Below are 25,759 nucleotides of genomic sequence, written 5' to 3'. Positions count from 1 at the left end.
CCGCTGCTGCCCTCACCGCGCCACCCCGATCGTGCAGGCCATCCTCGTCCTGCAAGCCGTCGAAGACGACCGCTACTCAGGATGAAAAAGGCTCACTGGCTATGAGGTGCGATTTCAGGATGAAAAAGGCTCATAGCGATCCACCGCTGCCGTATTCACCTGCGGCTGTACCGTCCGCATCGTCAATTCTTCACTTATCCCATCGGCCAGATCATGGCGGCCATCATCGCGGCCATGAGAGCGTGGGCCAAGTGGGAGATCCTTTCGGCGCTACCGGAGCCGGGGCGCACGCCGCGGAATACGAACCACACTCCGGCGCCCGCGAGCACAAGGATGAGTGTCCACCTCAGTGGTGTGGACTCGATCATTCGATCACTCCGTGTTCGAGACGGACGGGTGACGCCCCCGTCCTGAGACGTCACCCGTCGTGCCGGTTCAGCAGTGGTGGGAATGGCCCGCTTCGCTGCCGTACGTGTCGTGGTAGGGCCATTGGTTGACGTAGCGCGGGCGGCGCATCGGGGTAAGGTCGAGAAACTGGTAGGTGCTCATCATGAATTCGGTACCCCGCCCGTACGTCGTGTAGGTGTGGAAGACGGAATCCTCGTCGCGAACGAAGACGCTGATGGCCTGTCCGTCACCGTTCACCACGAACGCGGTTTTCATGCTGCGTTCCAAGTTCGCCTTGTCCTTGTAGTTGAACTCGACGGGCGCGACCGACTCGTCGTTGGTGACGTGGAAGTCGTAGTTGAAGTCGCTTCCAGCCGAGGAGTACCACGGGATTGTCCAGCCCATCCGCGCCTGAAAATTCTCGATCTTGGCCAGTGGTGCGCGGGAAACGAGCACAAATGTGGTGTCGCTGGCGTGCAGGTGATCCAGGCGGCCCACACTGTCGATGGTGAACGAACAGCTCGGGCAACCCTCATCCAAGCCCTGGTCTCCACGTGCCCTGGCTGCCGAATTGTTCCACATGAAGTGATAGACGATGAGTTGGCGGCGGCCCTCGAACAGGTCGATCAGGCGTGCCTCACCGCCAGGGCCTTCGAAGGTGTACTCCTTGTCCACCCTGACCATCGGCAGTTCTCGGCGCTGTGCGGTGACCGCGTCCTGCACCCGCATGGCCTCCTTCTCCCGCTCGAGCAGCTCAAGCCGGGCTGCCAGCCACTCGTCGCGTGACGCGACCCGGGGAAGAGTCATGATCTTCCTTTTCCCTCTACTCAGAATTGATCAAAGAAACGTATGAACTGACCCGCAGGGCATTCGTCTGTACCGGCGGACCGACTATGCGGTCAGCCGCCCCGCGCTGGAAGTTGACGATTCATCGGCCGAGAAGCGATCACCGTCAGTTGTGATGGCGTCGGCGTAGGTCAGGCCAGCAGCTCCTGGACAGCGGTTTTCAGATCGGCCAGGGCCGCGCGGTAGAAGCGGGGTCCGTAGGACACTCGTGCCACGCCCATTTCCCTGAGCGTAGCCAGGTCCAGATATTCACCGGTGTTGCCGTTGACTGGGCCTGGTAGTTCGGTCACGAGGGTGGCGAGGTCGTGCTTCTGGCGCACGCCGATCGGATAGATGCAGTCGGCGCCGGCGTCCCGGTAGAGCCGGCCCCGTCGTATCGTTTCCGTGACCCGATCCGGCTCAGGTATCCCGCTGGTGGGTAGGAAAGTATCGACTCGGGCGTTGATTACGATCGGGACTTCGGCATCGTCGGCAGCAGAGCGGACGCCCGCGAGCCATTGGGCGTGCGCTCCGGCCTCGACCAGGCCGCCCGCCCGGTGGTCGGTGTCCTCCAAGTTGCAACCGACCGCCCCGATGTCCAGCAACCGGTCCACCAGTTCACGCGGCTCCATGCCGTACCCCGCCTCGGCATCCACCGTGACCGGGACCGACACCACCCGGGCGACCCGCCCGGCCGCGGCGAACATCTCCTGCCACGGCGCACCCTCACCGTCGGGATAACCGAGCATCGCCGAGATGGCAGCGCTGGCCGTGGCGACCGCGGGAAACCCCGCTTCGGCCACGATCGTCGCGCTGGCCGCGTCCCACGTATTGGGCAGCACGAGCATCTCTTCGCTGTGCAGCTCGCGGAGCCTTTCGGCGCGAGTCTTCAAATCCGCCACGTCAGCGGCCATGGGTGTCCTCCACGTCAAAATGATGGTGCGTCACAGGGGTTACTGTGTTCGCCATGTGCACGTAGTCGGTATTCACCGTTTCTTCTTCTGCCCGAATCTTTTCTTGATACGTGGACAGATACTGCTTGTTGGCAATTCCACAGCTCTGCCGTCTCTTTCCGGGAATCACTCTTTGCGCGCGCTTCCCGGACGTGCCGTCGGATACCTGCGTAGGACTTCCAGTCCATACGCGGCCGCTTAGGCGCGTAGCGATCGCGGAAGTCCGAATATTGTCAGAAGTGAGTTGTCGTGGAATCGCGTCAGCGCGGTGATCCAGTTGTCGGTCAGGGTCAGTACGAGCACTCCGTGTGCGTGCAGGACCGGCGTCCGCGGATCACGTAGGTAGACGCCGAAAGCCGGTTGGCCGTTTGCCCGCGTCGGGATCAGCACGTGTCGGTAGCCGTTGCCCAGTGCGACTGTAGCCAGGAAGTGCCGGATGGCCTCCCGACCCTGGTATTCCAGCGGCAGCGGCGGCATGGTCAGCCACGCGTCGTTTGTCAGCATGGCCACGATCGCATCGACGTCTCCGGCCTCGAACGCGCGGCTGAAACCAGCCACGATCCTGCGTTCTTGCGGCGAGTTCGGCAGTGGAGCGGTCTCCCAGCCGGGATTCGGTAGCTCATGCGCCAGCGCACCTCGTGCTCGTTTCAGCGCGCTGGTCACCGCGTTTTCGGTCGTGTCGAGAATGTTTGCCACCTCGGCGGCCCGGAATCCCAGTACGTCTCGCAGCACCAATACGACTCGTTGCCTCGGTGGCAATTGCTGCAGCGCTGCCAGGAACGCCAGCGACACCGACTCCCTGGCCTCGTATCGCGCCTCCGGTCCAGGCATGTGGTCGGCGATCTCGTCGAGCAGCACATCGGGGTACGGCTCCAGCCAGCTCGGTTCCGCTCGGCGGTGCGATGGCTCGGGCAACGGGAGCTCCGGTTGATAGGCCGCATATTCCGGCGGACGACGGGCGCCGGCCCGCAGTGCGTTGAGACAGCGGTTCGTCGCGATTCGGTAGAGCCACGTCCGAATCGACGCGCGTTCCTCGTAGCCGCCGATCCCGCGCCATGCCGCCAGCAACGTCTCCTGCAGCAAGTCCTCGGCGTCCTGCACCGAGCCGAGGATCCGGTAGCAGTGCACCTGGAGCTCACGTCGGTGCGGCTCAACGAGCCCGCGGAACGCCTCACCATCCCCGCTCCGCGCCAGCGCCAGCAGATCCTCGGCCGAGCGCTGGGCACGGGCCGAGACATCGGTTTCCCTGGCTGGCGGGATCCCTCGCATGGTGGCTCCTTCTCTCCTGTGGTTCTTCTCGGATAGATGGACAACGCCAGCGCCGGAAAGTGGTCGGCCTGCGCCAAGTTTCCGCGATCCCTATGTCGGTACCACGCGGTTCGCGCCGTCCTGAGGGCCCTGATGTTCGGGCGCAGCCTGGCGATCGACCGCGCACCGCGCGGCAGGGAGCGCCGAGCGCGGGACGCGAGGCCCTATCAGGTGGGAGCTCACGGCCCGCTCGGTGACGTGCGTAGCGCGGAGAACAGGCCTGCCTGCGGTGGGGCGCCGCCCCGGCCGCCGTTCACCACGGGTCGGGCAGGCCCGCTCCCGTGGTGATCAGGCTGTGCAGGCTGCCGTTGACGTAGTGCAGCCAGGCCGTGGAGCATGCGTCGAAACACTCGACGTCCGGCACCAGGCCGACGTGGGTGAACCGCAGCTCGGTGCCGCCGGCAGCGGGGATGATGTCGAACACGATTTCGCTTCCAGTCCACTCACCTGGCTCGGAGGTGAAGGACAGGTGGCTGTCGGTCACATGCCAGACCACGCGGCGGCCCGGTTCGAGTTCGACCACGCGCTGGAGGCTGTAGTGCTGCGGGGGGTGCCGGTAGGAGAACTCGGCGCCCACCTCGTCGGTGCGCCCCTCGACCTGACCCGTCCACCAGGCGCGGACTTCCAGGATTGCGGCGAAGACCTCCTCCGGTGACTGTTCGACTGTGTACGACGTCGAGTAGCCGCGGTCGGTGCGCGCCGTGCTTGAGGAGCCTGCTGTGCTCAGTCCCGGGTTGCCGGGTGATCGTGTCGTCATGATGATCGGAACCTTGCCTCTGTGTGTGATTGATTGAGTGGTAACGGGATCGGGTGCCAGGTGCCGGCCCGTTCATCGCTCGGCACGGGCCGTCTCGCCGGTCTTGACCAGCCGGCGCACACCCGTTGCAGGACGTCCTGCACATCGGTTGCTCTTCTACTGGTTTCCGGGTGGCGCGCCCGTTTCAGGGCGTGGTCGTACGGCGCCGCCACGTTGTCCGTGATGGCGCGTTGTGAGGGTGGGTACAGGTCAGCCCGGCTTGTTGCTCTGGATCCGCTCGGCGATCCGCTTGATCCGCTGCAGCCGGGCATCCCAGGTCGCGCCGACCGCGGACAGTTGGGCGATTGCACGTGCGAGCTGGGCCTCGTCAAGCTCATAGCGGCGCTCGCGCCCCGCCGGCCTCATGTGCACCAGGCCGACGCGATCCAGCACACCGAGGTGCTTGGCGACCGCCTGCCGGGTGACGGGCAGCCGCTCGCTAAGCGTGGTCGCCGTAGCGCCTCCGTGGGCGAGTAGCAGGTCGAGCATCCGTCGGCGGGTCGGGTCGCCGACTGCGGACCAGAGGTCGTCATCGATCGCGGTGCTCACGGCTGCGCGACCACCTTGTCGGCGTAAGTGACGAGGCGAGGGAGGAAGATGTCCCAGCCGCGGACGTGGTCGAGATACGCCTCCCTCAACACGGCGGCCTCCCACCCTCGCTCGCGGAAGCCGGTCTCCTCAAAGCGCAGCAGCGTCCCGTCACCGGACGGGACGAGGTCGAAGGTGACGAGGAGGGAGTTGCCCGGCGCCGCCGGCTTGCCGTCGTCGTATATCCAGCGGAAGGCGAACCGGCGGGGCGGGTCAGCCTCCAGAACGATGAGTGGCTCGACCTTCGCGTCCGGCGAGGCCGGGTCGCCGAAGGTGACTGCGCCGGTGGCGCCGGGGACCGGGTCGAGCTCGGCATCGTCGGGCCACCACTCGCGTAGGTGCTCGGGAGAGCTGATCACCTGGTAGACCACCTCGGGGGTGGCGTCAATATGAAGCTCCCGCTCGATGCTTCCATACTCCATGTGACTTTCCTGACATCAGTGCAACTAATGGTTGCACGTCAGCGTATCCGGCCCACCTCATCAGCGCAACCTTTTGTTGCGCGTTGCGTTTCCGGGCAGCTTCCGGGCTTCGATTGGCTGAAGGCCTCGCCGCCGGAGTCGGCGGGCCGGGTCGGCGCTCACGGTCAGGCGCCGACGTAGGCCGCCAGGTGCTCGCCGGTGAGGGTGGAGCGGGCGGCGACGAGGTCGGCCGGCGTGCCTTCGAAGACGATCCGGCCGCCGTCGTGACCGGCGCCGGGACCCAGATCGATGATCCAGTCGGCGTGTGCCATGACCGCCTGGTGGTGCTCGATCACGATGACCGACTTGCCGGAGTCGACCAGCCGGTCCAGCAGCCCGAGCAGCTGCTCGACATCGGCGAGGTGGAGGCCGGCGGTCGGCTCGTCGAGGACGTAGACACCGCCCTTGTCGGCCATGTGGGTGGCCAGCTTGAGCCGCTGCCGCTCGCCCCCGGACAGCGTGGTGAGCGGCTGGCCGAGGGTGAGGTAGCCGAGCCCGACGTCGGCGAGGCGGTCGAGGATGGCGCGCGCGGCGGGCGTGCGCGCCTCGCCGGAGCCGAAGAACTCCTGGGCCTCGGCCACCGGCATCGCGAGCACCTCGCTGATGTCGCGTCCGCCGAGCTTGTGCTCCAGCACCGCCGCCTGGAACCGCTTCCCCTCGCACTCCTCGCAGGTGGTGGACACCCCCGCCATCATCGCCAGGTCGGTGTAGATGACGCCGGCGCCGTTGCAGGCGGGGCAGGCGCCCTCGGAGTTGGCGCTGAACAGCGCCGGCTTCACCCCGTTGGCCTTCGCGAACGCCTTACGGATCGGGTCGAGCAGTCCGGTGTACGTCGCCGGGTTGCTGCGCCGCGAGCCGCGGATGCCGCCCTGGTCGACCGACACCACGCCGGCACCGGCGGGGACCGACCCGTGGATGAGCGAGCTCTTGCCCGACCCGGCGACTCCGGTGACGACGACGAGCACCCCGAGCGGGATGTCGACGTCGACGTCGCGCAGGTTGTTCGCCGTCGCGCCGCGGATCTCCAGCGTGCCGGTGGGCTTGCGCACCGTCTCCTTCAGGGCCGCCCGGTCGTCGAAATGGCGGCCGGTGACGGTGCCGCTGGTCCGCAGCCCCTCGACGGTGCCCTCGAAGCAGACCGTGCCGCCCGCCGTGCCGGCGCCGGGGCCGAGGTCGACGACGTGGTCGGCGATCGCGATCATCTCCGGCTTGTGCTCCACGACCAGCACCGTGTTGCCCTTGTCCCGCAGCCGCAGCAGCAGGTCGTTCATCCGCTGGATGTCATGCGGGTGCAGGCCCGTCGTGGGCTCGTCGAAGACGTAGGTGACGTCGGTGAGCGAGGAGCCGAGGTGGCGGATCATCTTGACGCGCTGCGCCTCGCCGCCGGACAGCGTGCCCGACGCCCGGTCGAGGGACAGGTAGCCCAGCCCGATCTCCACGAACGAGTCGAGGAGCTGCCGCAACGTGGTGAGCAGCGGCGCGACCGACGGCTCGTCGAGATCGCGGATCCAGGCGGCCAGGTCGCTGATCTGCATCGCGCAGGCGTCCGCGATGCTGATTCCCCTGATCGTGGACGACCGCGCGGCCTCGCTGAGCCGGGTGCCGCCGCACTCGGGACAGGTGGTGAACTTCACCGCCCGCTCCACGAACGCCCGGACGTGCGGCTGCAAGGCCTCCTTGTCCTTGGACAGCATCGACTTCTGGATGCGCGGGATCAGCCCTTCGTAGGTGAGGTTGATGTTGTCGACCTTGATCTTGGTCGGCTCCTTGTAGAGCAGGTCGTCGAGCTCGGCCTTGGTGAAGTCGCGGATCGGCTTGTCGGGGTCGAAGAACCCGGAGCCGCTGAAGATGCGGCCGTACCAGCCGTCGACGCTGTAGCCGGGGATCGTGAGCGCGCCCTCGTTGAGCGACTTGGAGTCGTCGTACAGCTGGGACAGGTCGATGTCGGAGGTCCGGCCCAGTCCTTCGCAGCGCGGGCACATGCCGCCGGTGACGTTGAACTCGCGCCGCTCCTTCACGGTCTTGCCGCCGCGCTCGAACTTGACCGCGCCCGCTCCGCTGATCGAGGCGACGTTGAAGGAGAACGCCTGGGGCGAGCCGATGTGCGGCCGGCCGAGCCGGCTGAACAGGATGCGCAGCATCGCGTTGGCGTCGGTGACCGTGCCGACCGTGGAGCGGGGGTTGGGGCCCATCCGCTCCTGGTCGACGACGATCGCGGTCGTCAGCCCGTCGAGCACGTCGACCTCGGGACGAGACAGCGTCGGCATGAACCCCTGCACGAAGGCGGAGTAGGTCTCGTTGATCAGCCGCTGCGACTCGGCGGCGATCGTGCTGAACACCAGCGAGCTCTTGCCCGAGCCGGAGACGCCGGTGAACACCGTGAGCCGGCGCTTCGGGATCTCGATGCTGACGTCCTTGAGGTTGTTCTCACGCGCGCCGTAGACGCGAATCAGATCGTGGGTGTCGGCAACGTGCAGCGCAGGGGACTGCGCGTCCGTCCTCGTGGCCATGCTTATCGTGCTCTCCATGTCTTCAGGCGGGGCAGCCTCGGCGGTCTCCGTCGTCGCCAGGCTCGATCTAACCAGCTTCGAGCGGTACGTCTGGTTCTCGCGCCGGTGCGGGGAACGCGGGCCCGGCGGCAGAGTCCGTCAGCAGGGCGCGGCCGGCTCAGCGCAGCTCGTTGATCCGGATCAGGTTGCCGGCGGGATCGCGGACGGCGCAGTCGCGAACCCCGTACGGCTGCTCCATCGGCTCCTGCACGATCTCGGCGCCGCGGGCCTCCAGCCGTTCGAAGAGGCCGTCGAGGTCCCCGGCGGACAGGGTGATCATGGCGTAGGTGCCCTTGGCCATCATCTCGCCGATGGTGCGGCGCTCGTCGTCGGTGACGCCGGGGTTGCCGCCCGGCGGGTACAGGACGATGGAGGTGCCCGGCTGGTTGACGGGGCCGACGGTGATCCAGCGCATCCCGCCGTATCCGGCGTCGCCACGGACCTCGAAACCGAGGACGTCGCGGTAGAAGGCCAGGGCCGTGTCGGGGTCGTCGTGCGGGAGGAAGGCCGAGTGAATGGTGACGTCCATGGCAGTCACGCTAGCTGCGGCTCGGCGACTCGTGCTTCTCGATTCCTGACAGGCCTGGTCACCTGTTTCGCCACGCAGGGCGGCATCCCGGCCGTCGCGCTCGCCGCCTGGCGCCGGTAGGCGCTGGGCGGCACCCCGACCAGCTCGGTGAAGCGGGTGCTGAAGGTGCCCAGTGACGAGCAGCCGACCGCGAAACAGACCTCGGTGACGCTCATGTCGCCGCGGCGCAGCAGCGCCATCGCGCGCTCGATCCGCCGGGTCATCAGATAGCTGTACGGCGACTCTCCGTAGGCGAGCCGGAACTGACGGCTGAGATGCCCGGCGGACATGTTCACCCCGCGGGCGAGCGCCTCGACGTCCAGCGGCTGGGCGTACTCCCTGTCGATCCGGTCACGGACTCGGCGCAGCAGCGCGAGATCGCGCAGGTGCTGCTCTGAGGCGGGTCTGCTGCTCACGCGAGAAGCCTACGTCGCGCCACCGACAATTCGTCGTGCCGGGCACGCGGCCTGACCTGCGGCGCATCCCGATCACGGCGGCGGGGGCGCTCGCCGGGCACCGCCCGGAGCCGCCGTGGCGAGCGGCGGGAGCCGGGCCGCCGTTCAGTCCTCCGCGCTGCGGTATCCGTCCAGGAAGGCCCGTACGCCCGCGACCACCATGTCCGTGATCTCCTCTCCGGTGAGCGGTCCCTCCGCTGACCGGGTGGAGGCCTCGAACGTCGCCAGAGCGATGAGGTGCAGTGCCGCGCGGCGCGGGTCGGAGATCCGCAGCAGGTCCTCGGAGGCCAGCTCCTCCAGGCGGCGGACGACCTCGCCCCGTACGCGCAGCGGTCCCGCCTCCTGCCACTCCTCCAGCAGCTCGCGGGGGAAGTGCGGGCCCTCCGTGTTGATCATCTGCACGAGCGCGAAGTGTTCGGGGAAGTCGACGCGATGGGCGACCAGGGCGCGGCCGACCGCGACGAGCCGCTCCTCCGGCCCGCTCGCCTCGCGCAGCCCGCGTTCGACGTACTCGGCGAAGGCGTCGGCGACCCGGGTCGCGCTCTCGGCGAGCACGACCGAGAACAGCCGCTCCTTGCTGCCGAAATGCTTGTAGAGCGTGCGGGTCGAGACGCCCGCCTCGCGGGCGATGGCGTCGGTGGTGGTGCGGGCGTACCCGTCGCGTCCGAAGACGGCGCGGGCGGCCCGGGTGATCGCCTCGTCCTTGGCCGGTCTTCCACGTCTCGGACTCTCCGGCCGATCCGACCCGTCCACATGTCCTCCGTCGGGGTTACGCTAATTTTTGCCGTACACGGTTTACTTTACCTCTGGAGGGGACGTCATGCAGCCCGAACTCACTCTCGCCGTCATCGTGGGAAGCGTCCGGCCGGGTCGCCGGGGCGAGGCCGTCGCCCGCTGGGTGCAGGGGCGGGCCGCGCGCCGAGAGCACCTCGCCGCCGAGCTCGTCGACATCGCCGACTACCACCTGCCGGTGCTGGACGAGCCATGGCCGGCCGCCCACGGACGCTACGACAGGCCCCACACGAAGGCGTGGGCGGACGCGATCGCGCGCTTCGACGCGTACGTCTTCGTGACCCCCGAGTACAACCGGTCGATCCCCGGCCCGTTGAAGAACGCGATCGACTACCTGTACCGGGAGTGGCACAACAAGGCCGCCGGTTTCGTCAGCTACGGCATCGACGCGGGCGGGGCCCGCGCGGTCGAGCACCTGCGCGTGGTCATGGGCGAGCTGCAGGTCGCCGACGTCCGGGCGCAGGTGGCGCTGTCGCTGGCGGCGGACTTCGACGGCGAGGACTTCACCCCAGGACCCGGGCGGGATCGGGAGCTGGACGTCCTGCTCGACCAGCTCACCGCCTGGGGCGCCGCGCTGCGGGCCGTCCGGCGTCCGGCGGCCGCGTGATGACCGCTCCCCCCACCGGTGACACCAGGGCCGCCGACGCGCCCATCTCCTGGCCCGTCTGGCGGCTCGCCCTGGTGATGGCGTTCGGCGCGTTCATGAGCCAGCTCGACACCTCGGTCGTCAACGTCGGCCTCGGCACGATCGCGACGGATCTCGGCGCCGGCCTGGGCGACGCCCAGTGGGTGGCGAACGGGTACCTGATCGCCCTGGGCCTGTCGCTGCCCGCGTGCGGCTGGCTCGTGCGGCGGTACGGCGCCGGGCCGGTCTGGCTCGCCTCGCTCGGCGGCTTCACCCTCACCTCCGGGCTGTGCGCCCTCGCAGGCGACATCGGCTGGCTGGTCGCGTTCCGCGTCGCACAGGGGCTCACCGCCGGCCTGCTCCTGCCCGCCGGGCAGACCGTGCTCGGCCAGGCGGTCGGCGCACATCGCCTCGGCCGCGTGATGGCGACCCTCGGCATCGCGGTCACGCTCGCACCCGCGCTCGGCCCGGCCCTCGGCGGCGTCCTCCTGCACCTCGGCCCCTGGCCGTGGTTGTTCCTGGTCAACCTCCCTCTCGGCGCGCTCGCCCTGTATCTCGGCGTGCGTCACGTGCCGCGCGATCGGCCGGCCGTGCGCCCGGCGAGTCTCGACTGGCCGGGGCTGCTGCTCGTCGCCGCCGGCGTCCCGCTCCTGATCTACGGCCTGAGCGCCTGGGGCGAGCGCGGCGTCTCCTCAGGTGGATTCGGCGGTGGATTCGGCGGTGGATTCGGCGGCGCGCTCGGGCCGGTCGTCGCCGGCGCCCTCGCACTCGCCGCATTCGCCCGGCACGCGCGCCGCACCGCCCACCCGGTGCTCGACCTGCGGCTGTTCGCCAATCCGGCGTACGCCGCCGCCACGGCGACCGCCGCGCTGACCGGGGCAGCGATGTTCGGCGCCACGCTGCTGTTCCCGCTGTATTTCCAGCTCGGCCGGGACACCGGGGTGACCGGGACCGGGCTGGCGCTGATTCCGCTCGGCCTCGGCACCGCCCTGCTCCTGCCGGTCAGCGGCCGGCTCGTGGACCGGTTCGGCGGCGGCATCGTCAGCGTGTACGGCGGCCTCGCCGCCGTGGCCACCACCGTGCCGTTCGCGCTGCTCCGCACGGACATGAACCCGGCCATGGTGGAGAGCCTGCTGCTGCTGCGCGGCATGGCCCTCGCGCTCGCCGTGACGCCCGCCGGCATCGCGGCCTATCAGGCGGTCGCCCCCGAGCAGCTCGCGGACGCCACCACGCAGGTCAACATCCTGCAACGGCTGGGCGGCGCGCTCGGCGGGACCGTTTTCGCCGTGGTACTCACCGCCCGGCTTCCCCTCGGCGTGGAGGGCGCTTTCCATACCGCCTTCGGGTGGCTCACCGCCGCCTCCGCGCTCGGCCTCGCAGGGGCGGTGTGGCTCACCGCGGCGCAGCGCCGTGGCCGGCGGGCGGAGGGAGGCTGACCGCCTGGGAGACGGCGCTCGCGTAGAGGATCTCGCGCATGCCCGGGAGGGTCTCACGGTCGGCCCGCCACACCAGGCGCAGGTTCAGGCCGGGGACGTCGAACGCGAGCCGGGCAAGGGCGCCGGCCGCGACCCTGTCGGCCACCGCGAACCACGGCAGCAGCGCGATCCCGAGGCCGCGCTCGGCCCACGCCCGCATGACGGGCACGCCGCCCGCGCGCACCCGCTCCACCCGGTCGCCCAGCAGGCGCTCCCCCGCCAGCCAGAACAAGCAGGCGGGCACGTTGACCAGCAGCCGCCGGCCGTACAGGTCCTCCTTGCGCAGCCGGGACGCGGCGGCCAGCGGATGGCCGGGCGCGGCGACCAGCGCGAGCGGCACGGGATCGAGGTCGAGGAAGGCCAGCGGCGCGGCCGGCGCGCCGAAGCCGAGCCCGCCCAGATCGTTTCCGGCGTCGAGCAGCAGCGCCGCGTCGAGGTCCGCGGCGGCGACCGCGTCCAGGAGACGGTCGCGGACGCCGTCCGACCGCACCTCCACCACGAGGTCGGGACGGCGCTCGGCCAGCCGGGCCAGGACCGCGGGCACGTAGACGGCGGCGATCGTCTCCAGGGAGCCGAGCCGCAGCACCGGGCGGGCCTGCGCGACGTCGCGCCTGGCCTGGTCGGCCTGGTCCAGCAGGCGGCGCGCCCAGCCGCGCAGGCGCTCCCCCGCGGCGGTCGGGCGCATCCCCCGCGGCCCCCGCTCGAACAGTGCGACTCCGAGGTCCCGTTCCAGGTGCCTGATCTGCTCCGACACCGACGACGGCGCGAGATCCAGGGCGACGGCGGCGTCGGTGACCGTCCGCTGTGCCACAACCGCCTCGAAGGTGCGCAACTGCCGCAGTTCCATGACGCACCGAACAGGCCCGGAGCGTTCGGTTATTCCGAACGCGGCCTGCGGCCCGGCCGGTGGAGCCGTTCGGCGGCCGACGCCACAGTGACGTCCAGGTTGTCTACCTCCTGGAGTTCCTCGTGACGTCGACCGTCGCCGCCGCTCCCCCGGCGGCACCCGCCCGAGCCCGCGCACTGGCCGGGATCGCGCTCGGCTATTTCATGGTGCTGCTCGACACCACCGTCCTGTCGGTCGCCGAGCCCGACCTCGCCCGATCATTCGGCGGCTCGGGCGTCACGGGCCTGCAGTGGACCGTGACCGGCTACACCCTCGTGTTCGGCGCCGCGCTGCTGACGGCCGGGTCGGTGGCCGACAGGTACGGCGCGCACCGTGTGTTCCGGGTGGCCGTCGCCGCCTTCGGCCTCGGCAGCCTGCTGAGCGCGCTCGCGCCGTCGCTGTGGGCGCTCGTCGGGCTGCGGGCGCTGCTCGGCCTGGCGGCGGCGGGCTGTGTCCCCGCGTCGATGGCCATGATCGCCCGGTTGTACCCGGTGCCGGCCGAGCGGGCCAGGGCGGTGGCCGTCTGGGCGGCGACCAGCGGCGCCGCGCTCGTGGCGGGTCCGGTGGCCGGAGGGGCGCTGACCGACCTGGCGGGCTGGCGGGCGATCTTCGTGATCAACGTCCCGCTCGCCGCCGTCACCCTCGCGCTCACGGCCGGGGCGGCCGTACGCTGCCCGCGCGGCGACCGGCGCATCGACTGGGCCGCCCAGATCCTGGCCTGCGCGGCGGTGGCGCTGCTGACCGACGCGCTGATCGCGCTCGGCGCCCGCTCCTTCGTCCATGCCGCCTGGTCGGCGGGTGCCATGGCCGTGGCGGTGTGCGCCTTCGCCGTACGGGAGCGGCGCGGCCACGCCCCGGTCCTGGCGCCCGCCGTGCTGCGGGCACCCGGCGTCCCCGGCGCGCTGCTGGCGGGGGCGGCGGTCAACTTCGCGATGAGCGGGGTGCTGTTCGTGCTGCCGCTGCTCCTCCAGCAGGCGCTGGGCCTGACGCCGGGGCAGATCGGGGCGGCGCTCCTGCCCATGACGCTGCCCTTCGCCGTCAATCCGCTGCTGACCGGAAGGATCGTCGCCAGGTCGGGGGCCCGGCCGCCGGTGCTGGCAGGGCTCGGCCTGCTCGCGGCCGGCGGTGTCGCGTTCGGCACGGCCGTCTGGGCGGGCGCCTCCTATCCGTTCCTGCTGGCCGGGCTGGTGGCCACCGGCTTCGGTGTGTCGTTCGCGCTGCCCGCCCTGGCCACGTTGATCGTGACCTCGGCTCCCGAAGGCGCCGCCGGCGTGGCCGGTGGGCTGCTCAACGCGGCCCGGCAGTGCGGCGCCACGATCGGCGTGGCCGTGACGGGCGCGTTCGTGACCGTCGGCGTTCCCGATCAGGGACACCACGGCGCGGCGTACGCGCTGGTCGTGCCGGCCGCGGTCTGCGCAGCGGCGGCCGTCGCCGTCGGGTGGACGGCCCGGCGTCCGGCCGGATGAGGGGCCGCGGATGGCCGGTCGTCGTGATGGCGGCGGGCCCGTTCATCGCTTTTTACGTCATCCGTTCGGTGCCGTACGCCGATTACCAGCGTTCTCACGGGAATGGGACATGACGCGGCCGCTGCCGGGCGGGGCGGCCTGGAGTCATGGCGAGCGCGGGCGCTGGAAGACGGGGTTGCGGGACGGGCACCGTGGTCACGAGGTCAGAGATCGACTATGAGGCGGTGTTCAGGGCCGGGCAGGCCCTGTCGATTCTGCTGACCACCGACTTCGTCGTGGTCGCCATGAACGACGTCTGTCTCACGTTGTCCGGGCGCGACGCGCGGGACATAGTGGGCCGCAACCTGTTCGACGTCTTCCCGCCCAATCCCGCGGCGGCCCAGGACTCCGAGCAGCAGGGTGCGCGGATCCTGCGGACCTCCCTGGAACAGGTGCTGACCACCCGACGCTGCGACTTCATGCCCCTGCAGAGGTACGACATCGAGTCGGCAGACAGGCCCGGGGTGTTCGAGGAGCACTACTGGAGCACGGTCAACGCGCCCGTGCTCGGCCCGCACGGCGAGGTCCGATACATCCTCCTCAGCAGCGAGGAGGTGACCGACTTCGTCCGCGCGTTGCGGTGCCCCGGTGGGGGCAGTGAGCAGGACTCCTTCGCCCTGCACCTGCAGACCCTCAACGACCAGCTCAGGCGGGCGCACCGGGAGCAGCGCGAGACGACCGCCGCCCTGCGCGCGGCCATCGAACGGCAGCGGCGGCTGGTCTACGACGCCTCCCACGACCTGCGCAACCCCATCACCGGCCTGCTCACCGAGCTGGAGGTCGCGCTGTCCGAACCCGGCATCGACCTGCAGCGGATCTTGCGCAAGCTGCTGCGCGACGCGGAACGGCTCAACGACATCGTGGCCGACCTGCTCGACCTCGCCCGCCTCGACAGCGAGACACACGAGGACGAGCGTCTGATCGACCTCGCCGGGTTCGTCGTCGAGGAGCTCGACCGCCGCGCCCCGTGCGCCGCCGTGCTCACCCACCTCGACCCGCACGTGTGCGTACGCGCCTCGGCGATCCGCCTGGCCCGCCTGCTGGGCAACCTGCTGGCCAACGCCGAGCGGCACGCTCACACCAGGATCGAGGTCGTGGTCACCGCCGACCCTCCTGACGCGGTCCTCGAACTCATCGACGACGGCCCCGGTATCCCGCCGGAGGACCGCGAACGCGTCTTCGAACGCGGCTACCGCCGGGAGGAGGCCCGCGCACGGGATCCCCGCGGCTCCGGGCTCGGCCTGTCCATCGCGAGGGAGATCGCCCGGGAGCACGGCGGCCGGCTGTACGCCGCCGAACACCACGGCGGCGCCTGTGTCGTCCTGCGTCTCCCCCTCGTCACGGAGCGCTGCTCCTGAGAACCCGTGCCCTCATCGTAGGAGCAGGCTCACTGCGACAAGAAGCACCGCGACGGTGCTGAGCAGGGCCAGTGGTCGAGGTCATCGAGGATCACCTTCCCTGTTGCGGACGGGGTCCTGCCGGGACGGCGCGACTGTGGTCAGGGCGGCGCCGAGCGCCGCGCCCCCGAGCCCTGCCAGCGCGAGGCGGGCCCCGGTCACGCCGGCTCCTCCCGCCGCGTACAGGGCGAGGGTGACGACGGCGATGCCCAGCGCGGTCCCCACACCACGTGCCATGTTGATCAGCCCTCCGGTGGTCGCCGACATCCGCGCCGGAACGGCGGCCATGACTGCGGCGTTGTTGGCCGGGACGAACACGCCAAGACCCGCGCCCAGCACACCGAGGAAGACGGCGAGCAGGCCGGGCGAGGTAGGCTCCACCGCCGCCAGCCCGACCCCCGCGGTGGCCGCCACGGCGCCGGTCAGGCAACGCGGCCTGTTGCCCCACCGGCGCGGCAACAGGTGATCACCCCAAAGCGCGCCAACCGCGAACCCGGCCGGCAGAGCGCTGAGCACCAGACCGGTATGTGGCTCGCTCAATCCGGCGGCGAGCAACACCTGTGGCATGAGCACCAGCGGGCCGAACAGGACGAGATAGCCACACAGCGCGCCGGCCAGACCCCGCGCCACGGCGGCGTCACCCACCATGCCCAGGTCGAGCAGCGGAGTGTCCGCCCGACGTTCCCTGCTCCGCAGCGCGAAAGCGGATATGACGGCAGCGGCCAGCAGGACCGCGATCGCCCATGGCGGCCACCCCAGGCCGGATGCGGCCGAGGCGGCCAGGAGCAGGCCAGAAGCGGCACAGGCGAGCAGGACCAGACCGGCCACGTCGAAGGCCCCGCCGTGAGCACGCTCGCGGGTGCGGGGCAGCAGGTAGCGGCCGGCGACGACGGCCACCAGCCCGACGGGCACGTTGATCCAGAAGACCCACCGCCAGCCCACCAGGCCGACGATCAGCCCGCCCACCAACGGGCCGACGGCCAGCCCCAGCGACTGGGCGGCCGCCTGCGTGCCCAGCGCGGCCCGCGCCCGCCGCCGGGGGACACTGGTCACCACCAAAGCCACACTGTTGGCCTGCAACATCGCCGCTCCCGCCGCTTGCACCACCCGGCACGCGACCAGGACGGGCAGTGACGGCGCGAACCCGCACCCCGCCGACGCGGCGGTGAAGACGACGAACCCGTGCAGATAGACCAGCTTGCGGCCTGCGACGTCGGCCAGGCGTCCCGCACCGGCCAGCAGGGCGACCACGGTGAGCAGGTAGGCCAGCGCCACCCATTGCACAGCCGCCAGCGGCGCATGGAACCCGCGCTGAAGGGCCGGGAAGATCAACGTGACGATGCTCGCGTCCAACTGCCCCATGAACGCGCCGATGCACACTGAGCCCACGGCGAACCACGGCGCGTACGGGTGTTCCCGCACACGTGCCGGACGGGGTCGTTCTCTCAGCAGCCGAGCCATGGCCGCTCAGCGCGCAGGCACCTCGCCTGCCCCGGTGCCCCGGCCGGGCCGCGGCCGCTGACGGCAGAGACGGGAGGGTTGTCGTGCGGGCCGGTGAAATTGCATGTCACAGCGAGATCCCCCATCTGGCTGTGCGACACGATGCTCCCGCGGTCGCTCTTCACCGGCGCTTCGTCACCGGTTGCGGAGAGCCGCGCGCCCCGGAGGACGAACTCCTACCGCTTGTTCTGTTTCAGAACCGCTTCAGTCTACGCTCGCCCCCTATATCTCCCCTGGTCAGTGTCAGCGCCGTCTTCGGCCGCGGCCCAGCGGCGAAGCGGTCACGGCCGGGACCAGACGACCGGCTGCTCACGATGCGTACGGACGGACAACCGAGAGGCGGATGCGGCGGCGGCGCTTCGACGCGGCCCGACCTAGGATCGGGTCATGCCCTTGACCGTGAACGACGTCGACCGGTTCGAGGCCTCCAGGCCGCGACTGGAGGCCATCGCCTACCGCCTCCTCGGCTCCGCCGGCGAGGCCGAGGACGCCGTGCAGGAGACGTTCCTGCGCTGGCAGGCCGCCGACGTCGAACGGGTCGAGGTCCCCGAGGCCTGGCTGACGAAGGTCCTCACCAACCTGTGCCTCAACCAGCTCACCTCCGCCCGGGCGCGCCGCGAGACCTATGTGGGCCAGTGGCTTCCCGAGCCGCTGCTCGCCGGGGACCCGATGCTCGGCCCGGCCGACACCGCCGAGCAGCGCGAATCGGTCTCGTACGCGGTCCTCACCCTCATGGAGCGCCTGTCCCCCAACGAGCGGGCGGTGTACGTGCTGCGGGAGGCCTTCGACTACCCGCACCGGGAGATCGCCGAGATCCTCGACATCACCGAGGCCGCCAGCCAGCAGATCTTCCACCGTGCCAAGAAGCACGTCGCCGACGGCAAGGCCCGCACCTCGGCCGACAAGGCCGCCGCGCGACGCATCGTCGAGGAGTTCCTGGCGGCCGCCACCACAGGCCGGATCGAGCCGCTCGTGGGCCTGCTCACCGAGGACGCGGTCGCGATCGGCGACGGCGGCGGGAAGATCCCGGCCCGCGCCAAGGCGTTCACGGGCGCCGTCGCGGTCGCGAAGTTCCTGCGCGGCCTGTTCAGACCCGGCGAGGCCAAGCGCGAACTGGTCGGCGGCACGTCCGAGATCTACCTCTGGACCGCCAACGACGAGCCCGCCGTCGTGGCCGTCGTGGGCGGCCGGGTCGTCGGCGTCATGTGCCTGGAAATCACCGCCGACGGGATCACCGGGGTGCGCAGCCAGGTCAACCCGGACAAGCTCGAACGCGCGACCGCGCAGTGGGCCGCCGCCGACCACGGGGAGCCCGTGTTCACTGTGTGAGGCACGTCACATCGCCTTCCTGTCAGGAATCCGCGTGCTGCCCGGTTCAGGTGGCACATCACGCAGACAGGAGCACGGGCATGCAGCACCGCATCATCGTCCTCGGAGCCGGATACACCGGAGCCATCGCCGCCGGGCGCCTGGCCAAGCGGCTCCACCGCGAGGACGCCGCCATCACTCTCGTCAACGCCGAACCCGACTTCGTCGAACGCGTCCGCATGCACCAGCTGGCGACCGGCCAGGACCTCAAGCCCCGGCCGTTCAGCGAGATGTTCGCGGGCACCGGCGTCGAGCTGAAGCTCGCGAAGGTCACCGGCCTCGACGCCGACCGCAAGACCGTCACCGTCGCCGACGTGAACGGCGCCGGGGTCGAAGAACTCCCCTATGACACGCTCGTCTACGCCCTCGGCAGCGGCTGGAACTCCCAGGGGGTCCCCGGCACCGCCGAGCACGCCTATGAGATCGCCGGCCGGTCCGGAGCGCTGCGGCTGCGCGAGCGCCTGGCCCGCCTCGATGCCGGGCAGACCGTGGTCGTCGTCGGCGGCGGCCTGACCGGACTGGAGGCCGCGACCGAGATCGCCGAGGCCCGCCCGGACCTCGACGTCGCGCTCGCCGTCGACGGCGTTCTCGGCGACTGGCTGTCGCCGAAGGGGCGCGCGCACCTGCGGAAGGTCATCGGCACGCTCGGGATCACCGTGCACGAGAACACCGCAGTCACCGGCGTCGAAGCCGACCGCGTCACCACCGCCGCCGGCACGGCCATCCCCGCCGCGGTCAGCGTGTGGGCCACCGGCTTCGCGGTCCACCCGATCGTCAGGGCGACCACCCTGGAGGTCACCGGCACCGGCCAGATCGTGGTCGACACGACCATGCGCTCGGTCTCGCACCCGGACGTGTACGCCGTCGGCGACGCGGCCATGGCGATGGGCCCGGGGAACAAGCCGCTGCGCATGTCGTGCGCCTCGGGAACTCTGGCGGCCTGGCAGGCCGCCGAGGCGATCGCGGCCCGTCTGACCGGCGGGAAGCTTCCGAACGTTCCGATCCGCTACGTCAACCAGTGCATCTCGCTGGGCCGCAGGAACGGCTTGATCCAGTACGTCACCGCCGACGACCGCGCCGTGGGGGCGGTCCTGACCGGGCGGCTGGCCGCCGTCTACAAGGAGCTGATCTGCAAGGGCGCCGCCTGGAGCGTCGCCAACCCGACGTTCGGGCTGCCGGTCCGGCGCCGCCGTGTCACGGTGACGCCGGCCGCGGCGGGCTCGGCCGTCAAGGCGACGGCGTAGTGCCAAACGGGCGGCGAGAGAAGACGACGGAGCGTCGTCACGGCCCGGGCGGGGGCTCGGGAGCCTCCTGGCGCAGCCGCAGCTCGGCGGCGACCGCGCGTTCGCGCAGCTGGGCCGCCTCGGCCCGGGCCACGTCGAGCTGCGCGCGCAGATCGGCCAGCCGGGCCCGTTCCAAGGACAGCTCCGCCTTGGTCTGCTCCCGCTCGGCAGTGGCGGCCCGTGCGTCCCGCTCCGCCCGGGCGGCCTCCGCGCCGGCCGCGCCGGCGCGCGCCTCGGCCTGCGCCACCTCCGCGCGCAGCCGGGCGGCCTCCGTGACGGCCTGCTCCCGGGCCGCCTCCGCCGCCTCGGCCCTGGCCAGCACCCGGTCACGCTCGTCGTGGGCCTGGGCCACGGCCCGGTCGCGTTCGGCCTCCGCACGCGCCACCGCGCGGTCGCGTTCGGCCTCGGCCGCCTGGGCGCGGGCCACCGCGGCGGCGCTGGACTGCTCGGCCTCACGATGCGCGCGGCGGGCCAGCTCCGCCTCCGCCCGCGCCGTCCGGGCGCCGGCCTGCGCCTCGTCGCGTTCCCTGACGGCCTGCTCGGCCTGCTCCCGGGCCACGCGGACCTCGGCCGTGGCCCGGTCAACCCGGTCGGCCAGTTCGCGTACGGCCTGCTCGCGGGCGGTCTCGGCGACCTCGGCCCGGCGAACGGCCTGATCGGCCTCCTGCCTGGCCCGCCGTTCCGTGCTGGCCGCCTCCCGCAGCGCGGCCAGGGCCTGCTCGCGGGCGGTTTCCGCGTCGGCGAAGGCGGTGTCCCGCTCGGCGTAGGCCTCCTCCGTCCGGCGGCGGGCCTCCTCCGCCTCCCGCCGGGCCTCCTCGGCGGCCTCGCGAGCCAGCCGCACCTGCTCCAGCGCCTGTTCGCGCTCGGCGCGGGCGATGGCGACGCTCGTGTGCGCCTCGGCCTGGATCGCGCTCAGCTTCGCCTCGACTCCCGCCGGGCTCAGCTCCTGGGCGAGCACCTGCGCCAGCGGCTCGATCGCCGCGGACAGGCCCTTCTCCATGCGCTCGTACAGGTCTTCCACCCGCGCCAGCGCGCCCTCCAGGCCCGGTGTGGCGCGGCGCAGCTCCCGCTCCCTCTTGGCCGCCGCCTGGCAGTCGCCGTCCGGGCAGTACTCCCTCGGCCTCCCCCGCCGGATCGGCTGCTCGATGGGCGCGCCGCAGTGCTTGCACGCGGTGATGGTCACGGAGGTCGTCACGGCGGTCAGCGTACCGAATTTTCGAATTTCTGGAAATGAAAAATAGAAACTAGCTATCCGTTGCGCGCCGAACTCGGCGTCGTAACTTGGGAGATGGGTAATTCTCGCAAGCTATCCGAACCGCGCGCGGCCGCGTGAGCGGAGCCGCGTATCCCCCACTGACAGGCCACGGCAACGTGCCATGTGCTGACAGCTCCAGTCACGACCTCACCATGCATCTGATCCAGATCGTGCTGCGCGATCCGGCCTGGCGAAAACGGCTGTCGACGGTGTCTGAGCGGTCGTTCAGCCGAGTTGCCGGGTGATCGTCGGGTCGGTGATCGCCGTGTCGTTGGCCAGGAGGTGCGCCTTCGAAAGGATCACCGACAGCGTCCCCCCGTCGTCCTCGAACGGCAGGAACACCGATCCGGCCGCGCGCCCACTCGCCGGGACGATGCACAGGTACGCGTCGTTGGGCTCCATCAGGATGTTCGTCGACCCCAGATGAATCTTGTACGTCCTCAGGTCGCCCCGTACGAGAAGGAATCTGTCGGTCAGCTCCACCCGGGAGGCGATCTTCAGTTTCGGCAGCAGCCGCGCCAGCACCTCGCGCCGGGTCTTGGCCGTCTCCGTCAACTCGCCGAAGCCGTGGGAGCGCCAATAGCGTTCGTGGCCGATCAGCGCCTGGTCGTCGCGGGCGACCGAGGCGACGCCCACGGCGAGGTCGGCCTCGCGGAGGATCTCCGACAGCACCAGCGGCGGCAGATCGGCCATCGACGCCGGTTGCCCGTCGCGGTGGAAGGTGATGCCCTCGGTGGCGCACAGCATGGGGGTCTCGGGCCCGGGGGCGGAGACGATGTGCATGGCCCAGCGGGCCTGCCAGCCCGCCAGGTCGCGCGCCACCTCGCCCTGGTCACCGCCGTTCTCGTAGTCCCAGTTGCCGATCGACCGGCCGGTCCAGCCGCGCTGGCCCAGCAGGGTCCGGGCCTGGCCATAGCGCAGAATGTGACCGGCGAATCGGTTGGAGAAGGTGCCAGTCCGCTCCTCGGCGGGGGTCAGCAGGTAGAGCTCGCGGAAGACCTGCTTGAACGGCTGGCGTACACCACTCTCGAGAAGATGGTCGCGCCACGCCGACACCTCGCCGGCGGTCGCGTGGATCGGGTGCCACAGGCCTGCCACGGCGTCGGGGGCGGGGCGGTGACCGGCCAGTTCCCAGCCGTCGGCGGTCTTGACCGGCAGCGCCGCCGGGCCGCCGGCGATCTGCCAGACCAGCGTGCGGGCATAGGGGCCGGTGACGGGATGGTCGAGGAAGTAGTCGGTCACCTCGCGCCAGTGCCACGTCCGTTCATGGACGATCGCCTGTTCCAAGCGGGACCGCTCGGCCGCCTGCGCCAGCTTGAGCTCCTTCAAGATGACCCGTAGATCGGACAGCTCCGCGCGTAGATCCTTCGGCAGCGACTTGACGGTCTTGCCGGCGGCGTTCACGTAGCGCAGGGCGGGCACGTCGGCGCACAACCTGACCCGGTAGTCGCCGATCTTCTCCTCGCGGACGCCGTCGGCGTCCAGGCCGAAGGTGGGGACCGTCCGGTCGAGCAGCTGCTCGCGGGTCAGCCCGTTCTCGGCGGCCACCGCGTCGAGGGCAAGGCTCAGATTCCTCTGTACGGACCTCGCGCGCACCTTCGCCTGGATTCTGGACAGCGGGACGATCACGTCGAGGCCGCCCCTGCGGGCCAGAACGCCGACGGCGGCGTTGGTGACAGGCTCGCAGCGGCACGTGGAGCCCATCCCGTTGCTGCCGGTGCCGCAGGTCATCGCGACGTCGGTGACGAGCGAGGTCACCCAGCGCTCGTCGATGACCTGGCAGGTCCACAGGATGCCGCGCACCACGACGATGGTGTCCTCCTTGAGGAAGACCTTGTCCCACCACTCCTCGTCGTCGTAGCGGACGACCCAGTCTCCGCCCCGGTAGGCCACCAGCCGCGTGAGCAGCTCACGGACCAGGGCGACCGCGCCGGGGGTGAGCATCCGCGCGGCGTTCCTCAGCCACCGGGCGCTGGGCTTGGTCGAGCGGGCGGTGTTCCAGTGGCGGAACAACGGCAGCACCTCGACCAGGCGCGCGCCGTACTCCTCCGCCAGCATGCGGGCGAAGTGGTCGGTGTCCCCGATCTCGGTCCGGACCACCCCGGCCGGGCCGCGCTCGGCGGGTTCGGTGAGCAGCTCGGTCACCTGCTCGGCCAGGAGCGCCCGCGCGTCCTTCAACCGCGGTCCCGACGTCAGCCAGCGCAGCAGGTCCCGGCGCAGCTGGTAGTCGAACCGGCGGGCCGCCGCGAGCGGGATCCGGAACAGCTCCTCATAGCGGGTGTGCCCCTGCCGCACCCAGTACCCCGCCCGTTCCATGAGGTGGTGCGCTTCCCGGTAGGTGAAGTCGATGTCGCGCGCGGCCACCGACCGGACCACACGCAGCACCTGCTCGTCGTAGTCGTGGCCGCCTTCCGGCCCCAGCCAGAGCTTCATTTGCGCGTAGGTGCCGTAAACCCGCCAGTCGACGTCGGGGCCAGGGCCGAGTCCCTGCTCGGTGAGCTCGTCGAACCGCTGGTAGGCAGCCCTCGTGGCCGGGTCCGTGTGGTCCCATCTGCCCGCTGACGTCATGACAGGGCTCCTATAGTGATCGGAACTGCTGGCTGATCATGGATATCAGCCGGAACCGACAGATCCCCTGCCATGATTCGATCCAGATCGGAGACGTCGTGGCCGCTCACTAATGCGGGTGAAGAAATCAATCGGCCGGCAGCGGCCAGCCGTCTAGCGCATGGCCGGCCCCGGCACCCTCATCGGCGTCCTGGAGCCGGCTTGGATGAGGCTGCGAGTTGATCGCCAAGGTGGATGGCCGCGTCGTCGGGAACGGGCTCGGTGACGAGGGCGGCCTGCAGATCCCTGCCGACGACCTCGGGAGGTGTCCGGCGTGCCACCTCGTCGCGAGGGTGGGTGCCGAGTTGGGGTCGCCGACGGTGCTCGTCATGCCCTCTCCTCACGACCGCCTCGCCTGGCCGTACGGCAGGCGAGGCGGACTCGTCGTCAGAAGGGCCAGCCGGCGTGACGGCCCGCCTCCAGCAGCGGGATCAGCCGGAAGCACGCGTCGGAGAACCCGCCGAACTCGTGGCGGTTGCCCGAGCCGGTCGGCATCGCCGCCGCCTTGTATCCGACGAGGTTGAACCCGTACAGCGGCACATGCGCCGGGACCGCGGTTGTGACCCCGTTCGCGTAGTGGCCCGTCATGGTCTGCATGTCCGAGAGGATCACCGCCCGGTCGTGCCCCTTCCAGGACCTGCGCAGCGCGTCGGCTATCTGCGTGCCGTGGCCCACCTCGCCGATCCGTCCGCAGAAGCGATCGACCTCGCGCAGCACCGACGCTCCCGGCCGGATCTCGTGCCGGAACGTGCCGTTCGCGAAGCCCACGAGGTCCACCTGGTCACCGCGCGCCGCCAGGGCGACGCCGAACAGCGCGGCGGCCTGGACCGGCGTGACCGTCGACCGCGCGGAGACCGCGCCGGACGACATCGACGCCGACGTGTCGACCAGCACGAGCGTCCGTCCCCGGAACGAGGGCACGTTCCGCGTGGCCAGGGTCAGCGCCGTGTCCAGCGCGTGGCCCCACCGCAGCGACGGCGCCGTCCGGTACGCCGAGTAGAAGCGGAACGGCAGCTGCCGCGACCGCGCGACCTCCTCCGGGTTGGTCAGCTTGGCGATGATCTGACCCGCGAGCTCGTCGCCGATGCCTGCCTCGTCGAAGTTGCGCAGGTTCCGGAGCAGCGCCATATACCCCATGGAGGGAATGACCGCCGCCCAGGCCTGAGCGTCCATCGGGCCCTGCAGCCAGCCGGCGAGCGCCTCCCAGGTGATGCCCGCGGCAGCCAGGCGGCGCGGGTCGGCCAACACGGAGCGCCGCTCCCCTACCGGGATGGAGAGCAACTCGGCCCGGTCGCGCAGCACGCGGAGCGACTGCGGGATCGGCTTGTCCCGGCCGTGACGCCGGTCGAGCGCGTGGGCGAACAGGTCGCCCTGCCACGGCCGGTCGCCGGCCGGGGTGGGGTGGACGAGATCGATGACGTCGCCGAAGCGGAAGCCGCGGGCGTTGCTGTCGTACTTCGCGAGGGACCGCTCCGTGTAGAGCCGCTGAACGGCGTCGGCGATGCCGCGCTTCACCGGCTTCGGGATGGCCCGGCCGTGCCGCGACGTCCAGTACGCGAGTGCCTCGCCCGGCTCGTCGGCACGCTGCAGCACGGAGGCGACCAGCTCGCGGTTGCCGCCGTGCAGTCCAGCCGCCAGGCGGGCCCGTACGGCCTCCAGCGCGGCCACGACCGGCGCGGACCGCATGTTCGCCTCGCCGCGCAGCCACGGCAGGAAGCGGGCCAGCCAGTCCCCGTCCTCGACGGCCACCTGGTGGACGAGGGCACGGAAGCGCTCGTCGCGGTCGCCCGCCTTCTCATAGAAGGTGTCCTCGCCGACCATGTTGGAGACGGCGAGCAGGAACAGCTCCGACCTGGCGTCGCGGATGTAGCCGGGCGCGCCCTCGTACGTGCGGCCGGTCGGCTGCGCCTCGGTGGTCACCGGGCTGTCGGTCGTGGCCCGAGCCGTGCCACGGTTGAATCTGGCCATGAAAACGGGCCCCTTCCGCGATGGGAGGAGCCCGCGTCCAGAAAGCGTGCCCGAGATCAGGTCGGTGAAGCCACGTGGTGCTCTGCCGACTGAGCTACGGCGACCGAAGCCGCCGACTGGACTCGAACCAGTGACCGCCCCATTAACAGTGGAAGTAGGCCTCGCCTGCGCACCGGGCACGCTCTGAAGTTGTGGTCCCCCCGAGATC

Annotated in this window: 21 protein-coding genes, 1 tRNA gene and 1 pseudogene; 7 read left to right on the top strand and 16 right to left on the bottom strand. The window is 70.8% G+C overall.

Going from position 1 to position 25,759, the window contains the following annotated elements; genetic code table 11:
- Positions 1–85, top strand: a pseudogene (locus ACIBK1_RS39415) (IS5/IS1182 family transposase); the annotation flags it as partial.
- A gap of 350 nt (positions 86–435) precedes the next feature.
- Here the strand turns inward: ACIBK1_RS39415 and ACIBK1_RS39410 are convergent.
- From ACIBK1_RS39410 to ACIBK1_RS39365, 10 genes are all read right to left on the bottom strand, one after another.
- Complete coding sequence (locus ACIBK1_RS39410) at positions 436–1,194, bottom strand: DUF899 domain-containing protein (RefSeq protein WP_396740757.1); 759 nt, start codon at positions 1,192–1,194, stop codon at positions 436–438.
- A gap of 170 nt (positions 1,195–1,364) precedes the next feature.
- Positions 1,365–2,126 carry an isocitrate lyase/PEP mutase family protein gene (locus ACIBK1_RS39405; RefSeq protein WP_030511157.1) on the bottom strand — a complete coding sequence of 254 codons (762 nt, stop codon included), beginning with the start codon at positions 2,124–2,126 and terminating at the stop codon, positions 1,365–1,367.
- A 237-nt stretch (positions 2,127–2,363) separates the two neighbouring features.
- Entirely contained in the window at positions 2,364–3,434 is a 1,071-nt protein-coding gene (locus ACIBK1_RS39400) for a sigma-70 family RNA polymerase sigma factor (protein ID WP_081903904.1), read from the bottom strand.
- A gap of 292 nt (positions 3,435–3,726) precedes the next feature.
- The gene (locus ACIBK1_RS39395) at positions 3,727–4,230 is read right to left on the bottom strand and encodes an SRPBCC domain-containing protein (protein ID WP_396740754.1); all 504 of its coding nucleotides are present in this window, start codon (positions 4,228–4,230) and stop codon (positions 3,727–3,729) included.
- A gap of 249 nt (positions 4,231–4,479) precedes the next feature.
- Entirely contained in the window at positions 4,480–4,818 is a 339-nt protein-coding gene (locus tag ACIBK1_RS39390) for an ArsR/SmtB family transcription factor (protein ID WP_396740752.1), read from the bottom strand.
- On the bottom strand, positions 4,815–5,279 hold the full coding sequence (locus ACIBK1_RS39385; RefSeq protein ID WP_396740750.1) for an SRPBCC family protein: 465 nt from the start codon (positions 5,277–5,279) through the stop codon (positions 4,815–4,817). The genes ACIBK1_RS39390 and ACIBK1_RS39385 overlap by 4 nt, the downstream gene beginning before the upstream one ends.
- Before the next feature lie 164 nt (positions 5,280–5,443).
- On the bottom strand, positions 5,444–7,828 hold the full coding sequence (locus ACIBK1_RS39380) for an ATP-binding cassette domain-containing protein (RefSeq protein ID WP_396740748.1): 2,385 nt from the start codon (positions 7,826–7,828) through the stop codon (positions 5,444–5,446).
- Positions 7,829–7,985: 157 nt separating this feature from the next.
- Positions 7,986–8,396 carry a VOC family protein gene (locus ACIBK1_RS39375; protein ID WP_030511163.1) on the bottom strand — a complete coding sequence of 137 codons (411 nt, stop codon included), beginning with the start codon at positions 8,394–8,396 and terminating at the stop codon, positions 7,986–7,988.
- Between the two features lie 5 nt (positions 8,397–8,401).
- Entirely contained in the window at positions 8,402–8,851 is a 450-nt protein-coding gene (locus ACIBK1_RS39370; RefSeq protein ID WP_030511164.1) for a helix-turn-helix transcriptional regulator, read from the bottom strand.
- A 144-nt stretch (positions 8,852–8,995) separates the two neighbouring features.
- The gene (locus ACIBK1_RS39365; protein WP_396740746.1) at positions 8,996–9,643 is read right to left on the bottom strand and encodes a TetR/AcrR family transcriptional regulator; all 648 of its coding nucleotides are present in this window, start codon (positions 9,641–9,643) and stop codon (positions 8,996–8,998) included.
- A gap of 67 nt (positions 9,644–9,710) precedes the next feature.
- Between ACIBK1_RS39365 and ACIBK1_RS39360 the strand changes: the two genes are divergently transcribed.
- Positions 9,711–10,289, top strand: coding sequence for an NADPH-dependent FMN reductase (locus tag ACIBK1_RS39360; protein WP_363534763.1), 579 nt, complete (start codon positions 9,711–9,713; stop codon positions 10,287–10,289).
- Positions 10,289–11,743, top strand: coding sequence for a DHA2 family efflux MFS transporter permease subunit (locus tag ACIBK1_RS39355; RefSeq protein ID WP_396740744.1), 1,455 nt, complete (start codon positions 10,289–10,291; stop codon positions 11,741–11,743). Before ACIBK1_RS39360 ends, ACIBK1_RS39355 begins: the two co-directional genes overlap by 1 nt.
- On the opposite strand, the gene ACIBK1_RS39350 is transcribed toward ACIBK1_RS39355, so the two are convergent.
- Positions 11,700–12,629 (bottom strand): LysR family transcriptional regulator, encoded by a 930-nt coding sequence (locus ACIBK1_RS39350; protein WP_396740742.1) that lies wholly within the window; start codon positions 12,627–12,629, stop codon positions 11,700–11,702. The two genes, ACIBK1_RS39355 and ACIBK1_RS39350, sit on opposite strands and share 44 nt — an antisense overlap.
- Positions 12,630–12,751: 122 nt before the next feature.
- On the opposite strand from ACIBK1_RS39350, the gene ACIBK1_RS39345 reads away from it, so the two are divergent.
- Complete coding sequence (locus tag ACIBK1_RS39345; RefSeq protein ID WP_396740740.1) at positions 12,752–14,134, top strand: MFS transporter; 1,383 nt, start codon at positions 12,752–12,754, stop codon at positions 14,132–14,134.
- A gap of 191 nt (positions 14,135–14,325) precedes the next feature.
- On the top strand, positions 14,326–15,531 hold the full coding sequence (locus ACIBK1_RS39340; RefSeq protein ID WP_396740738.1) for a PAS domain-containing sensor histidine kinase: 1,206 nt from the start codon (positions 14,326–14,328) through the stop codon (positions 15,529–15,531).
- Between the two features lie 81 nt (positions 15,532–15,612).
- Here the strand turns inward: ACIBK1_RS39340 and ACIBK1_RS39335 are convergent, their stop codons facing one another.
- Complete coding sequence (locus ACIBK1_RS39335) at positions 15,613–17,031, bottom strand: MFS transporter (RefSeq protein ID WP_030511171.1); 1,419 nt, start codon at positions 17,029–17,031, stop codon at positions 15,613–15,615.
- Between the two features lie 426 nt (positions 17,032–17,457).
- On the opposite strand from ACIBK1_RS39335, the gene ACIBK1_RS39330 reads away from it, so the two are divergent.
- On the top strand, positions 17,458–18,399 hold the full coding sequence (locus ACIBK1_RS39330) for an RNA polymerase sigma-70 factor (RefSeq protein ID WP_030511172.1): 942 nt from the start codon (positions 17,458–17,460) through the stop codon (positions 18,397–18,399).
- Positions 18,400–18,479: 80 nt separating this feature from the next.
- Positions 18,480–19,682, top strand: a complete 1,203-nt coding sequence (locus ACIBK1_RS39325) for an NAD(P)/FAD-dependent oxidoreductase (RefSeq protein ID WP_396740735.1) — start codon at positions 18,480–18,482, stop codon at positions 19,680–19,682.
- A 37-nt stretch (positions 19,683–19,719) separates the two neighbouring features.
- Here the strand turns inward: ACIBK1_RS39325 and ACIBK1_RS39320 are convergent, their stop codons facing one another.
- The 4 genes from ACIBK1_RS39320 to ACIBK1_RS39305 all read right to left on the bottom strand — a co-directional run bounded on the left by ACIBK1_RS39320 (position 19,720) and on the right by ACIBK1_RS39305 (position 25,729).
- Complete coding sequence (locus ACIBK1_RS39320) at positions 19,720–20,916, bottom strand: coiled-coil domain-containing protein (RefSeq protein ID WP_231514107.1); 1,197 nt, start codon at positions 20,914–20,916, stop codon at positions 19,720–19,722.
- A gap of 285 nt (positions 20,917–21,201) precedes the next feature.
- On the bottom strand, positions 21,202–23,544 hold the full coding sequence (locus tag ACIBK1_RS39315) for a DUF4132 domain-containing protein (RefSeq protein WP_051762408.1): 2,343 nt from the start codon (positions 23,542–23,544) through the stop codon (positions 21,202–21,204).
- A gap of 426 nt (positions 23,545–23,970) precedes the next feature.
- Positions 23,971–25,551, bottom strand: coding sequence for a TROVE domain-containing protein (locus ACIBK1_RS39310; protein ID WP_396740733.1), 1,581 nt, complete (start codon positions 25,549–25,551; stop codon positions 23,971–23,973).
- A 107-nt stretch (positions 25,552–25,658) separates the two neighbouring features.
- Positions 25,659–25,729, bottom strand: a tRNA-Ser gene (locus ACIBK1_RS39305).
- Positions 25,730–25,759: the final 30 nt, after the last annotated feature.

The sequence above is a fragment of the Microbispora rosea genome (genome assembly GCF_044460045.1).
Lineage (GTDB): Bacteria > Actinomycetota > Actinomycetes > Streptosporangiales > Streptosporangiaceae > Microbispora > Microbispora rosea.
Note: the sequence above shows the minus strand (reverse complement) of the source record. Positions and strands in the feature narration are given on the sequence as shown.